This is a genomic window from Streptomyces sp. NPDC059785 (genome assembly GCF_042732375.1).
GTDB lineage: Bacteria > Actinomycetota > Actinomycetes > Streptomycetales > Streptomycetaceae > Streptomyces.
Genome location: NZ_JBHWHV010000020.1, coordinates 44941 through 58325 on the forward strand (window position 1 = coordinate 44941; position 13385 = coordinate 58325).

9 protein-coding genes are annotated in these 13385 nt (G+C 71.8%); 2 read left to right on the forward strand and 7 right to left on the reverse strand.

The window, feature by feature from the left end:
• The first annotated feature begins 835 nt into the window (after positions 1–835).
• Positions 836–1621 carry an endonuclease/exonuclease/phosphatase family protein gene (locus ACFV6E_RS17345; RefSeq protein WP_385462575.1) on the forward strand — a complete coding sequence of 262 codons (786 nt, stop codon included), beginning with the start codon at positions 836–838 and terminating at the stop codon, positions 1619–1621.
• A gap of 27 nt (positions 1622–1648) precedes the next feature.
• On the opposite strand, the gene ACFV6E_RS17350 is transcribed toward ACFV6E_RS17345, so the two are convergent.
• The 7 genes from ACFV6E_RS17350 to ACFV6E_RS17380 all read right to left on the reverse strand — a co-directional run bounded on the left by ACFV6E_RS17350 (position 1649) and on the right by ACFV6E_RS17380 (position 11532).
• A complete protein-coding gene (locus ACFV6E_RS17350) occupies positions 1649–2422 on the reverse strand; it encodes a thioesterase II family protein (RefSeq protein WP_385171400.1) in 774 nt (257 codons plus the stop codon).
• Positions 2419–3321, reverse strand: coding sequence for a 3-hydroxybutyryl-CoA dehydrogenase (locus ACFV6E_RS17355; RefSeq protein ID WP_385171402.1), 903 nt, complete (start codon positions 3319–3321; stop codon positions 2419–2421). The genes ACFV6E_RS17350 and ACFV6E_RS17355 overlap by 4 nt, the downstream gene beginning before the upstream one ends.
• Positions 3318–4346 (reverse strand): 3-oxoacyl-ACP synthase III family protein, encoded by a 1029-nt coding sequence (locus ACFV6E_RS17360; protein ID WP_385462480.1) that lies wholly within the window; start codon positions 4344–4346, stop codon positions 3318–3320. Before ACFV6E_RS17360 ends, ACFV6E_RS17355 begins: the two co-directional genes overlap by 4 nt.
• Positions 4347–4384: 38 nt before the next feature.
• Positions 4385–5731, reverse strand: a complete 1347-nt coding sequence (gene ccrA / locus ACFV6E_RS17365) for a crotonyl-CoA carboxylase/reductase (protein ID WP_385171407.1) — start codon at positions 5729–5731, stop codon at positions 4385–4387.
• 7 nt (positions 5732–5738) lie between these two features.
• Positions 5739–7349 carry a BBE domain-containing protein gene (locus ACFV6E_RS17370; protein ID WP_385171410.1) on the reverse strand — a complete coding sequence of 537 codons (1611 nt, stop codon included), beginning with the start codon at positions 7347–7349 and terminating at the stop codon, positions 5739–5741.
• Between the two features lie 55 nt (positions 7350–7404).
• Positions 7405–8658: a cytochrome P450 gene (locus ACFV6E_RS17375; RefSeq protein ID WP_385171413.1), complete on the reverse strand. Its 1254-nt coding sequence runs from the start codon at positions 8656–8658 to the stop codon at positions 7405–7407.
• A gap of 402 nt (positions 8659–9060) precedes the next feature.
• Positions 9061–11532, reverse strand: coding sequence for a BTAD domain-containing putative transcriptional regulator (locus tag ACFV6E_RS17380; protein WP_385462483.1), 2472 nt, complete (start codon positions 11530–11532; stop codon positions 9061–9063).
• Positions 11533–12098: 566 nt separating this feature from the next.
• On the opposite strand from ACFV6E_RS17380, the gene ACFV6E_RS17385 reads away from it, so the two are divergent.
• A complete protein-coding gene (locus ACFV6E_RS17385; protein WP_385462578.1) occupies positions 12099–13313 on the forward strand; it encodes a cytochrome P450 in 1215 nt (404 codons plus the stop codon).
• Positions 13314–13385: the final 72 nt, after the last annotated feature.

A 13385-nucleotide genomic window follows, 5' to 3' on the forward strand; every position in this document is an offset into this window, starting at 1 on the left:
GCCGAATCGGCGTCGCGCCCGAGCAACAGAAATCAGCGGTAATCGTTGTGTGCGCCGAACCGACATCACACATCCCCCAGTAAACGTACCGCACAGCCGTTGCGCGGCGACTTCTCTGAACCCTTATTCATGTCCGGACCTGAGCTGCGGTCCGGACGCCCCAATCGCAAACACGCGATGCGCGTACCCACTGGACAGTGGCGGGCGTTACACATTGCGCGCATCTTCGAGCCGGTCGAACTCGGCGACAGTCTTCACGGCCGGTCAACTGATGGCAACCCCCACTAGTTGAACGAAGGGTATACCGCCAAGCGCCTTGCATTGACGCCGAGGAACCCGGGACGAGCACCACGGCGACCGGCCTGCCTCACATCGCCGCCCCCACGCGTGCCCCCACCACGGATGCCTAAACAGCCGTGTGTGAAGAATCTGCGACCGTTCTCGAGTGCGGATGGATGGCAACTTCGCTCACCTGCGGGAATATTGTCCACGGGAGTCACACGAACTCGGAGACGAAAAACCGGAATAACCGATTCAAAGACAGCCCCACCCGTTCACGCCTCCCCGATGGCACCAAGCGGCCGGTCGGCACCACGCGTGTTATCCGGCCGCTCCCGGCCGACGATTTCGGCCGAATCTCATCGGGGAGCACACAAGGGCGCGCGCTCCCGAAGACGTGCGCGGGCGCGCGCCCCCGGCCCGACTCGCCTCCTCGCTCACCGCGTCGCTTAACCTCGTGCTGAGGAAAGCCGGTTGTCATCCATATCTGCCGCGAGGGGGCGAGGTGCTCGGAAGGGACGCGCGGTTGGTGGCGGGCGCCGTGATCGTGGCGTGCATGCTGCTCGCCGGACCCGTCGCGCCGAGCGGGGCGCCCTTCGCCAGGTCGCTGCCCGCCGGTGCCGCCCGGGAGGTCGTGCCGAACCGGGTCATGACGTGGAACCTGTGCAACCCCTGCGGGGCGGGCGACGTCGACCGGGCGGCGGAGATCGCCACGTACGCGCCCCAGGTCATCGGCGTGCAGGAGGCGTGCGCGCGGGACGTCGAGCGGATCCGGGACTACCTGGGACGCGTCTACGGGCTGGTGTACCACGTCGCGTACGGGTCGGTGCTCCGCAACTGGGGCCGCTGCGGGGGCACGCCCTGGAGTCCGGGCGCCTACGGTCAGGCGATCCTCTCGGCGGCACCGATGACGGACCACGTCACCGTGGAGTACCCCGACGGCGGCTCCGAGGACCGCGGCTACATGGCGGTCACCACGAAGGTCGGCGGCCGGCCGGTCCGGGTCTTCAACACCCACTTCGCCGAGCGGCGCCAGGAGTCGGTCCGGGCGGGGCAGGCCCGCGTCCTCGCGGCGGCCGTCGCCGAGCACGACCGCGCGATCGTCATCGGCGACTTCAACGCCGTACCGGACGCCCCGGAGCTGGACCGGATGTGGAACCTGGCCATGGACGCCGATCCGCGGTGCCGTCCCTCGGCCGCGTACACCTGCGAGCCGACCACCGACTGGCACAGCAGGTTCGACTACGTCTTCCTGCGCGGCATCACCGCCCTCGGACACGGGGTGCACCCGAGCCCGTACTCGGACCACCATCTGCTCCGTGCCGACCTGGACTCGACCTGAGCGGTCGTCCGGCGGGCACGGAGCCGGTCACCGGGCCGGCAGGGCGGCCAGGGTCGTGGTGATCTGCCGGGCGACCTGGACCGTGTGCGCGGTGAGGTAGAAGTGGCCGCCCGGGAAGGTGACCAGGTCGAAGGCGGAGGTGGTGTGCTCCTGCCAGGCGGCGGCCTCCTCGGTGGTCACCTTCGGGTCGTCGGAGCCGGTCAGCACGGTGATCGGGCAGTCGAGGGGCGGGCCGGGGGCGGCGCGGTGGCTCTCGACGATGCGGTAGTCGGCGCGGATCGCCGGCAGCACCATCCGGACCAGTTCCTCGTCTGCGAAGACACGCGAGTCCGTACCGCTGAGCGCGCGGATCTCGCGCAGCAGACCGTCGTCGTCCAGCAGGTGGGCGTGTTCGGCGCGCTGCCGCGAAGGGGCGCGGCGGCCCGAGGCGAACAGGGCGGCCGGCGTCCGTCCGGCGCTCCGCAGTCCGCGGGCCACCTCGAAGCCGAGGACCGCGCCGAGGCTGTGCCCGAAGACGGCGAGCGGCCGGTCCGTCCACGGCAGCAGCTCGGCCACCACGTCGCGGGCCAGCGCGTCCATGCTCGGCGCGAACGGCTCGCCGCGGCGGTCCTGGCGGCCGGGGTACTGGATCGCCAGCACCTCCACCTCGTCGCCGAGCAGCGCGGGCAGCCCGGCGAAGAAGCTGGCCGAACCACCGGCGTGCGGCAGACAGGCCAGGCGCACCGGGGCGTCGGGGCGGGGCCGGAAGCGGCGGATCCACAGGCTGTCGCGCGGGCTGCCACCGCCGGTGACGCCGCTCATGAGGCCCGCGCGCGGTCGGCCACCACGCCCGCCGGGGCGCCGGTGTCGTAGCGGTGGAAGCCGTGGCCCGTCTTGCGGCCGAGGCGCCCCTCCTCGATCAGCCGGTCCAGGAGCGGCGGTACGGCGTGCCGGGCGTCGCCGGTGCCCTGTTCCATGCTGCGGGCCACGGCGGCGATGACGTCGAGGCCGATCAGGTCGAGGACGGCGAGCGGTCCCATGGGGTGCCCGCAGCCGAGGGTCATGCCGCGGTCGATGTCCTCGGCCGTGGCGACCCCGGACTCGTACATGCGCACCGCGGCCATGAGGTACGGGATCAGCAGCGCGTTGACGACGAAGCCGCTGCGGTCCTCGGCGCGCACGATCTGCTTGCCGAGTGTTTCGGTGATGAGTGTCTCGGCGCGCCGGGCGGTGCGGTCGGTGGTGTGAGTGGAGCGGATCACCTCCACCAGCGGCATGGTCGGCACCGGGTTGAAGAAGTGCAGGCCGATCACGTCGCCGGGGCGGCTGGTGGCGTTGCCCAGGTCGGTGATGGAGAAGGAGGAGGTGGTGGAGGCCAGGACCGCGGCGGGGTCCTCGACGGTCTTGGCGAGCGCGGTGAACAGCCGCAGTTTGGTGTCCCGTTCCTCCGGCGCCGCCTCGATGACGAAGTCGCGGTCGGCGAGCGCGTCGGGGTCGGCGCCGAACACCGCGCGCCGCTCGGCGTCCGCGCGTTCCGCCGCGTCGATACGGCCCTTGGCGTGCGCCCGGTCGAGCAGCCTGAGCACACGGTCGCGGGCGCGGTCGGCGGAGGCCGGCCGTGAGCTCAGTACGTGTACGCCGAGCCCGGCGCGCAGGCACTCGGCGGCGATCCCGGCGCCCATGGTGCCGCCGCCGACGACACCGATCCGGCGGGCGCTCATGCCGCGCTCCGCAGGGCGGGCGCCGACCAGCGCAGCAGGCCCGCGGCGACCGCCATGCCGGCGCCGAACCCGGCGAGCAGTACGAGGTCGCCGGGGCGCAGTGCGCCGGAGCGGTTGGCCTCGTCCAGGGCGATGGCGACGGACGCGCTGCCGGTGTTGCCGGAGTGGTCCAGCGGCAGGTGGGTGGCGGCGCCGGTCAGTCCGCAGGCGTCGACCAGTTCGGCGACCATCATGCCGTTGGCCTGGTGGGGCACGAAGTGGTCGATGTCGGCCGCCTTGTGGTCGCAGCGCTCCAGCAGGGCGTCGATGATGCCGGGCACGTTGTCCATGACGTAGTCGCGGACCTGGCGGCCCTTCATGTGCAGGATGTGGCCGCGCTCGGCGAGCGTCTCGGGCGAGGTGGGACGGCGGCTGCCGCCGCCGGGTATCTCGATGAGGTCGTGGGCGTCGCCGCCGCCGACCATGTCGAGGTCGAGGAAGCCGGGGCCGTCGTCCACGGCGGCGACCACGGCGGCTCCGGCGCCGTCGCCGAACAGCACGCTGGTGGCCCGGTCGTCGAAGTCGATGAACCGGGAGTAGACGTCGGTGCCGATGACGAGGGCCCTGGCGGCGGGCCGCAGGGTGATCAGGGCGCGGGCCAGGGCGAGCGAGGTGACGAAGCCCGAGCAGGCGATGTTGACGTCGAAGCAGCCCGCGCCGTGGGCGCCGAGCGCGTGCTGTACGAGGGTGGCGGTGGCCGGAATGGGCGCGTCACCGGTGGTGGTGGAGACGATGAGGTAGTCGATGTCGCCGGCGCCGAGACCGGCCGCGTCGAGCGCGGAGCGGGCGGCGTGCACGGCGAGGTCGGAGGCGGCCTCGTCGGGGGCGGCGAAGCGGCGCTCGACGATCTTCGTCTTGCGCTCGATCCACTCCTCGCTGGTGTTCGGGACCAGTGAGACGACATCGGCGTTGGTGACCACCCGTTCGGGCAGGTAGGAGCCGGTCGCGAGGATGCCGATGCCGGCGGTCGGCGGGTCCGTGGTCATGTTCGTGTCCTGCCTCTCGGGCGTGGTTCTGGGGGGAGTCAGCGCGCTGCGGCAGCGGTGAACTCCCGCAGCGGGGTGAGGGTGTCCTCGCCGATGCGGGCGCGCTGTTCGGGCGCGGTGACGCCGAGGCCGGGGGCGGGGGCGAGGCAGAGCACGCCGACCTTGCCGATGTGCTGGTTGAGCTGCACGAGCCGGGTCGCCTCGGCGACCTCGGCCAGCGGGTACGTCTCGGAGACCACCGGGGCGATGCTGCCCTGCTCGAAGAGGCGGGCGCAGTCGGTCATCTCCTGGAGGTTGGCGATGTGACTGCCGATGATCCGCTTCAGCTTCATCCACAGGTAGCGGTTGTCGAAGGTGTGGTGGTAGCCGGTGCTGGAGCCGCAGGTGACGACCGCGCCGCCGCGCCGGACCACGAACACGGAGATGCCGAAGGTGGCCCGTCCGACGTGTTCGAAGGCGATGTGCGGGTCCTCCCCCACCTCACGGCGGATGACCGCGCCGAGCCGTTTGCCCGCCTTGACGGCCTGCTCGGGATCGTCCCCGGTGTCGTCGCCGATGCCGATCTCCTCGCGGTTGATCACCACGTGGCAGCCGAGCTTGCGGGCGATGGCCTCCTTCTGCTCGGAGCCGACCACGCCGACGGCGATCCCGCCGCCGTTGCGCACCAGTTGGGCCGCGTACGCGCCGAGCCCGCCGGAGGCACCCCAGATCAGTACGATGTCGCCCTGCTTCATCCGGGCGCCCCGGTCGCTGACGAGCATCCGGTAGGCGGTGCCGCCGCACACGGGGATGCTGGCGGCCTCCTCCCAGCTCAGGACCGCGGGCTTGGCCACGAGCTGGCTGGCGCGGGCGACCGCGTACTGGGCGAGCCCGCCGTAGTTGGTCTCGAAGCCCCAGGCGAGCTGGGCCTCGCTGAGCATGCCGTCGGTCTGGGTGGCCGGCTCCTGGTCGTCGACGTGGGCGGGGCTGACGATGACGTGGTCGCCGATCCGCCAGCGCCGCACCCCGGAGCCGACCCGTACGACGACCCCGGAACCGTCGGAGCCGAGCACATGGAAGGGCTGGTCGTGCCGGGCCGCCCAGCCGCCCTGCCGGGCGTAGTGGCGCAGGAAGCGGAAGGTGGACAGCGGCTCGAACTTCGCCGACCAGACGGTGTTGTAGTTCACCGAGCTGGCCATCACGGCGACCAGCACCTCGTCCGGGGCGAGTTCGGGCATCGGGACCTCGCCGACGTGCAGGGTGCGGCGTACGTCCTTGTCGGTGGCGTCGGCGAAGACGCCCTCGTCCTCGACGCGCAGATGCGCGGCGGTGAAGTGCGAGGGCAGTGCGGCACGGGCGAGTTCGTCCGCGGGGGCACCGGACAGTACGGCGTCGGTCAGCGACATGGATACCTCACTCGCCGGTGGGGAGCTCGACGGACAGCGCGTGGTGGAAGACATCGCGGGGGTCCCACTGCGCCTTGACCCGCTGGAGCCTCGGGTAGTTGTCCTTGTAGTAGAAGGTCGACCAGGGCACGCCGGAGTCGTTGTGCGCGGGATCGGCGAGGTCGGCGTCGGCGTAGTTGATGTAGCAGCCGTCCCAGGTGCCGTCGGGCACGGGCACCCCGCCGGTACCGGCGTAGACGTCCTTGTACATGCCGCGCACCCAGGCCAGGTGGGTGTCGTCCTGGGCCGGGTCGGTCCACCACGCCTGGTACTGCATCTTGACGACCGAGTCGCGCTGCGGGATGGCGGTGGCGTCCGGCGCGACCGTGGCGATCTGCCCGCCGTACGGGAAGATGATCAGCGAGGCGCCCGGGTTGCTGTAGTCCGTCGAGGTCAGGTAGCGGTGGATGGTGGCCGCCTGCCCGGCGGTGAAGTTGCCCTTCAGATAGGCCGACTTGGCCTTGACGCGGACGGCGGGGGCCGCGTAGTTCGAGGTGGAGATGTACCGCGTGACCTGGCCCCAGGTGGCCTTGGCGGGCGCGGCGGTCAGGGCCTGGCGGATGCCGTCGGCGGTGCCCTCGCCGATCGCGGCGAGGTGGTCGGCGAGGATGTCCTCGGCGCCGTCCACGGTCGCGTCGACCTGGGTGATGAGGGTGAGCACACCGGTGGCGACGTGGTTGAGCCCGAACAGGCTGGACAGCGCGGTCTCCGGGGTGCCGGGGGCGCTGTGCTCGTTCAGCCAGCCGATGTAGTTGCGCAGCAGCCGGGCGAAGTCGGCCTCGTCCACGGCGCTCCAGGGGATGGCCGTGACATTGAGCAGGACGTGCGAGGGCGGCTGCGGCAGCAGGGTGCGCGGGTCGTCGCCGGTGGCGCCGGGGGTGCGGAACCAGTAGCGGGTGACGACGCCGAAGTTGCCGCCGCCCCCGCCGGTGTGCGCCCACCACAGGTCGTGGTGCGGGTCGTCGGGATCGGCGGTGGCGACGACGGCGCGGGCGCGCCCTTCGGCGTCCACGACGACGACCTCCACGGCGTACAGGTGGTCCACGACCAGGCCGAACTGGCGTGACATCAGCCCGTATCCGCCACCGACCGCATGTCCGCCCATGCCGACCGAGTAGCACAGCCCCGCGGGCAGGGTGACGCCCCAGCGGTGCAGCAGGGTGTCGTAGACGTGCATCAGGATCGCGCCGGGCTGGATGGCGAAGGCGCGGCGCTCCTCGTCGTACGTCACCTCGTCCAGGGTGGACAGGTCGAGGACGGCCTCGATCTCCGGGTTGTAGACGAAGTTCTCGAAGCAGCCGCCGCCGCTGCGCACCGTGAAGCGCTTGCCGGCGTCCACCAGTTCCTGGACGGCGGTGACCGCCTCGGCGGTGGAGCGGATGACCCGGATCTGGTCCGGGGAGCCGATCCAGCGCTTGTTGTAGCCGCTGGTCATGTCGGGGTAGCGGGCCTCGTCGGGGGTGACGACGATCGGCGCGCCGACCGTTTTGGCGGCCTGCGCGGGGACGGCGGCCGGTGTCCCTCCGGTGACCTGTGCCGGTTCGGCGGCCTGTGCCGTACCGCTTGCCGTTACCGCCACGCTCGCTCCCGCCGCTCCCGCTATCGCGTATCCCAGTAGCTGCCTGCGGCCCGGTTCAGGCACGGGCCACCGCCGGCATGCTCGTGATGGCGCTGACGAAGTTGCTGGTGACGCGGACCGGCTCGCCGATGTGGAAGTCCGGGGCGGCCCGCAGCAGTTCCTTCAGCAGGACGCGCAGCTCCATCTTGGCGAGGACGTTGCCCAGGCAGTGGTGGGGGCCGCCGCCGCCGAAGCTGATGTGCCGGTTGGGCGTACGGGCGAGGTCCAGCACGTGCGGATCGGTGAAGACCCGCTCGTCGCGGTTGCCCGACGGGTAGAACAGGGCCACCTTGTCGCCCGCGCTGATGCGCAGCCCGTGCAGCTCGGTGTCGCGGGCGGCGGTGCGGCGCAGCGTGAGCACCGGCGTGGACCAGCGCAGCAGTTCGTCGATGGCCTTGCCCGCGCGGGCGTCGAAGTCGGCGGTGAGGAAGGCGCGCTGCTCGGGGAAGTCGGACAGGGCCTTGCCCGCGTGGCTGATGGTCTGGCGCGGGGTGTCGAAACCGGCACCGATCAGCAGCAGCAGGAAGGCGCTGATCTCGGCGTCCGTCAGACCTTCGCCGTCGACCCGGGCCTGCACCAGGTCGGTCATGACGTCGTCCTGTGGCTCCTTGCGGCGGGCCTGCGCCAGCTCGACGGCCTTGCCGGAGACGAGCCCCACGACCTCGTTGACGATGTCGCCGCGCTCGCGTCCCGACTTCTCCGCCTCGTCGCGGCTGGACAGCATGATGGTGATCGCCTCGGTGAAGCGGTCGAGCTCCTCGGTGTCCAGACCGAGCATGTACGTCATCGTCCAGCGGGCCATCGGCATCGACACCTTGGCGACGAAGTCGCACTCGCCGGCGGTCGCGAAGTCCTCGACGATCCGGCGGACCTCGGCCTCCATCGAGCCGCGCATCTGCTCCATGCGGGCGGGGCTGAAGGCGGCCGTGACCAGGCTGCGCACCTTCAGGTGGCGGGGCGCGTCCATGGCGACGATGGACTGGGTGGCCTGGAGGATGTCCTCGGGCAACTCCTCGAACTGCACGCCCTTGCTGGAGATGAACAGGTCGGGCCGGCTGCTCACGGCCACGATGTCGGCGTGCCGCACGACCGCCCAGAACCCGTCGTCCGGGGGCGTCGGCAGGAGGCTGCCCTCGGGTGCCTTGTGCCAGGAGACCGGGCGTTCGTCGCGCAGGACGCGGAAGGTGTCGTCCCACGCCGCCGGGGGCTGCGACCAGAAGTCGATGGACGAGATGTCGGCGGTGTCGAACTGCCGGGCCGCGGTGGTCACCAGGGTCTCCTCCTCGGGGAAGCGGCACGCGGGGGGCCGTGGGGATCGGCACGGCCTGGTGTGCCGACGCACCGCCGAGCATGCGGCCGCCCCCTTGCCGGGTCCTTGTGGGACCGCTTGCGGCTCACTTGCCGGGACGGCGTCGCGGGGTGGGGGGACGGCCGTCCGGGGCAGGTCACGGGGGCTGGTGATCGTCGCGGGAGGGGTCGAGGGGGTGGTGGGGTCGGTTCGAACGGGTGGCCCGGTCGCCTCGCGGGAAGGGAGGAGCGGCCGTGCGGGGCGCCTCGCGAGGGGGAGGCCGGGCGGTGGGCGGGAGAGGCCGGGCGATGGGCGGGGGAGGCCGGGCGGTGGGCGGGGGTCTCAGGCGGTGCGCGGGAGAGGCCGGGCGGTGGGCGGGGGTCTCTAGGCGGTGCGCGGGGGTGTGCTGACGAGGTCGGACCAGCCCTCCGAGCGGGTCGGGCGGCACGTGTCCGGGGTGTCCGTGCACCCCGGTGAGGTGCGGCGGGGCGGGCGGCGGGTCTGGTCGCGCTCGGTGATGACCGGGCCCGGTTTCTGTAGGACGGCCCGCAGCGCGCTCGCGCGCAGCCGCGTCCGCTCCGTGCTGCTCAGTTCGGCGAGCAGCACCTCCTGGATCAGCGTCTCGCGGAACGCGAGCCGGAACGGCGGCCGCGGCTCCTTGCGCAGCAGCCCGCACCGCGCCGCCGCCTCGAGAGCCGGCTCCGGATCCGTGTCCGGCGGTACGACGTCCCTGACCAGCCCCAGGTCGAAGTGGGCACCGAGCGCCGCACAGCAGCGCAGCACCTCCACCACCCCCTCGGGCAGCGCGGCGATCCGCCGGCCCAGCGCCTGCCGCACCCCGAGCGGCACGTCCACCAGCGCCGCCTCCGTCGTCGTACGGTCGCGCAGGTACCGCGGGTCGCCGACGCCCGCCAGGAACTCGTGCAGGAAGTACGGGTTGCCGCGGCTGCGTTCGTGCAGGACGCGCAGTACGTCGTCCGGCACCCTGGCGCCCGTCCTGACCCCCACGAGGTCGGCGGTCTCGCCGGGCGAGAGGCCGGTCAGCCGGAGGGTGCGGGTGCGGGGGTCGCTGAGGATGTCGGTGACCGCGCCGCCCTTCATGAAGTCCGCGGCGACTCCGGTGTCCTCCGCGATGAGGACGACGCCGAGCGGTTCACCGTGCAGGCGCGTGCGCAGCAGCCCGAGGAGTTCCAGCGAGCGTTCGTCGGCCTGGTCGAGGTCTTCCAGGACGACGACCAGCGGTTCCTCGGCGGCCAGTGCGAGGAGCGTCTCGCACATCGCGTCCTGGATGAGGAAGCGGGCCAGGGTCGGCGGGTCCTCCGCGGTCAGGGACCGCCGCCCCGCCTCCGGGTCGAGCATCAGCGGGGCGAGCAGACTCCCGAAGCGGGCCTCGGCGCGGCGGAACGCCTCGGGGCGGGAGACCGCGAGCTGGCGGAAGACCTGCGACCACACCCAGTACGCCGGTACGCCCTCCCCCGAGGTGCAGCAGCCCCACACCACCTCCTGGAGCAGGTCGTTGAGGTCCGCGGCGACCTCCTCGACCAGCTCGGTCTTGCCGACGCCCATCTCCCCCAGTACGGCGGTGAGATGGCTGCCGCCGTTCAGCGCGTCCAGGACGTGCGCGCCGAGCAGGGCGCTCTCGCGGCCCCGCCCCACGAACAGGCCCCTGGCGCGGCGGCCGGCGCCGGGGGTGAGTCCGCCCGGGGCGGCCGGGGCAGTGCCGGATATCGGGTCCGCGGCGGCCAGGATGTCGTGGGGTGCCGCGCGGAGGCCGGTACCGGGAGCGGAAGCGACGGGCGCGACCGCGGAAGCGACGGGGTCGGCGCCGTCCGTGTCCTCCAAAAGGTCCATGTCGCCCGGCGGTACGGGTTCCGCTGCCGGGGGCTCCATCGGTCGTCCCGGGGCGTCCGTCCCCGTCGGCGGCTCCCCGCCGTCCGTTCCCTCCTCGCCGGCTCCCCCGCCGACCAGCCGTACCGGTGACCGGAGCAGGTCGAGGCGCTGGCGGAGGATGTCCGCGTGGACGCGCTGGAGTTCGCCGCCCGGGTCCACGCCCAGTTCCTCGGCGAGATGGAGGCGGGTCTGCTCGTACAGCCGCAGTGCCTCCGCCTGGCGGCCCAGGTGGTACAGGCCGGTCATCAGGTGGCCCACCAGCCGTTCGCGGGTGGGATTGTGCTGGACCTCCGGGTACAGCGCCCGTACCACCCAGTCCGCGTCGCCGAGCGCCAGACAGGCGTCGGCCTGGGCTTCCAGGGCCGTCAGCCGCAGCTGTCCGAGGCGTTCGTTCTCGTGCGCGATGGGCCCGTAGGAGACGAGTTCGTGGTACGGCTGGGCGTCCCAGAGGGAGAGTGCCCGCGTCAGGTCGTCGCGGGCCCGGTCGAAGCGGCGGTCGGCGATGTGCCGCCGGCCGCGCTCGAGGAGCCGCTCGAAGCGGTAGGCGTCGACGAGTTCGGGGTCGAGCTCGAAGACGTAGCCGGGGGCGCGGTAGCGGAGCCGGGCGTGGCCGCCGCCCCGTTCCTCGGCCCGGGCGAGGGCGCGGCGCAGATGGGACACGTAGGTCTGGAGGGTGGCGACGGGCTGGCGGGGCGGGCGGGTGCCCCAGAGTTCGTCGACGAGCTGCCCGGCCGTGACAACGTTGCCTAAGCGGACCAGCAGCAGCCCGAGCAGCGCGCGGTGGCGCAAGGGTCCCAAGGGCAGCGGGTTACCCTCGTGCAGGAGAGTGAGCGAGCCGAAGACGCGCAACTCCCATGCGGGGTGAGGTGTTTCATCTCTTCGGCCTGGAGCCGGCGCGGCCCCTTTCGGCGCGAGCGTCGTCACGCTCGCCTCTTCCACGGTCACGCGCTCGGAGGGTTCAGCCATGCCCTTCCTTCGTTCACGGGGCGGGGGGTGGGCCAATCGCACGCCGACCGTTCGCACACGGTGCCAACTGCGGGAAGACCTGCCTGCGTTCACCTCCTCGGCCGCGGTCGTCCGTACACGGATCGGCGTCAGTACTGGCCCCGAACACCGGAATTCTGCGTTCAGTGGTACTGGCGCGATCGTAGAACACTTGTCGCCCCATGAGTACGGCGTCGGCCGTTCAGGCGTTTCGCCCGCCTGACCTGCTGACAGGCCGAAGGCACCGGCGACTTGCGGGAATGCGAATGGCGGGTTCATATCCGGTGCATGAATCGGGACACGTTTTCCGGTGGCCCGGTCCCGCCCGGCATCCGAATATTCCGCCCGACCGGAATGACATGGCCATGGCATTACGCATTTACGCCGCCATGCCCGCCCGCAAGGTCACCGCAAGGCACCGTTCAGCGTTCCGCAAGGCGTACCGCCAGCGCCCGGCAAGGGGGGCGGGACATGCTCCCCGCAGCAACCCGGCAGGACCCGGAGCAGGGAAGCGAACCCGTGGCCAGGAGGGCGCAGTCGTGCAGGAGATGCAGCAGGTGACCGAGGAACTGGATGTCAGCTTCGTGCAGACTCCCCACGAGGTGCTGAAGCGGCTCCGCGAGGCCGGACCCGCAGTGAAGGTGATGCTGCCGAACGGTTCACTGGTGTGGATCGTGACCCGCTACGACGAGGTGCGCCAGGCCCTCGGCGAGCAGGGCCTGAGCAAGAACTTCAAGGGTCTCAACGAACTGATGACCAAGCAGACCAAGGAGGGCCACGCCCCGAAGCAGTACGACGAGGCGCTCGTCGGCCACATGCTGGCCAGCGACCCGCCGGACCACACCCGGATGCGCCGCCTGGTCAACAAGGCGTTCACCCCCCGCCGGGTCGAGGCCATGCGGCCCATGCTGGAGGAGCTGACCACCAAGCTGCTCGACGAGATGGACCGGCACGAGGAGACCGACCTGCTGGAGGCGCTCGCCTACCCGGTGCCGATGGAGCTGCTCTGCACGCTCCTCGGCGTGCCCGAGGCCGAGCGGCTCGCTTTTGGGCGGTACGCGGCTACTGTGCTGTCCGACCTCGCTCCCGAGGGCTACGAAGAGGCCACCCAGGCGATGCGCGAGTACCTGGTGAAGCTGATCCGGGTCAAGCGCGAGAACCCCGGCGAGGACCTGCTCAGCGCGCTGATCGCGGCCCGCGACGAGGACGACAAGCTCACCGAGGGCGAACTGCTCGCCACCATCTACCTGATGTTCTCGGCCGGCACGGAGACGGCGGTCAACCTCATCGGCAACGGTGTGCTGGCCCTGCTCACCCACCCCGGCGAGCTCGACAAGCTGCGCAGCGACCGCTCGCTGCTGCCGCAGGCCGTGGAGGAGTTCCTGCGCTTCGACGGCCCGGTGAACCTCGCCACCTTCCGGTACACGGTCGAGCCGGTGGCGCTCGGCGACGTCACCATCCCGGTCGGCGAGGTGGTCATGGTGTCGCTGATGGCCGCCAACCGCGACCCCGGCCGCTTCGACCAGCCCGAGCTGTTCGACATCACCCGCCCGATCGGCGGCCAGATGACCTTCGGGCACGGCATCCACTACTGCATGGGCGCCCCGCTGGCCCGCCTGGAGGCCGAGATCGCCATCAGCATGCTCCTCGACCGCTTCCCCGACCTCGCCCTCGCCTGCGACCCGAACGAGCTGCGGTGGCGGCTCAGCACGGTCACCCATGGCCTGGAGAAGCTGCCGGTCCGGCCGCACGGCAACGGCTGAGACCCCGGCACTCACGGCACTGCGTTACCGGGTGGTTCCTCGTACGGCGGCACGGCGAAAGGGATGTGCGTG

Coding starts and splice junctions, on each gene's coding strand:
- ACFV6E_RS17345 (WP_385462575.1), top strand. CDS start 836: ATGCTGCTCGCCGGACCCGTCGCGCCGAGCGGGGCGCCCTTCGCCAGG.
- ACFV6E_RS17380 (WP_385462483.1), bottom strand. CDS start 11,532: ATGGCTGAACCCTCCGAGCGCGTGACCGTGGAAGAGGCGAGCGTGACG.
- ACFV6E_RS17350 (WP_385171400.1), bottom strand. CDS start 2,422: ATGAGCGGCGTCACCGGCGGTGGCAGCCCGCGCGACAGCCTGTGGATC.
- ACFV6E_RS17360 (WP_385462480.1), bottom strand. CDS start 4,346: ATGACCACGGACCCGCCGACCGCCGGCATCGGCATCCTCGCGACCGGC.
- ccrA (WP_385171407.1), bottom strand. CDS start 5,731: ATGTCGCTGACCGACGCCGTACTGTCCGGTGCCCCCGCGGACGAACTC.
- ACFV6E_RS17355 (WP_385171402.1), bottom strand. CDS start 3,321: ATGAGCGCCCGCCGGATCGGTGTCGTCGGCGGCGGCACCATGGGCGCC.
- ACFV6E_RS17385 (WP_385462578.1), top strand. CDS start 12,099: ATGCAGCAGGTGACCGAGGAACTGGATGTCAGCTTCGTGCAGACTCCC.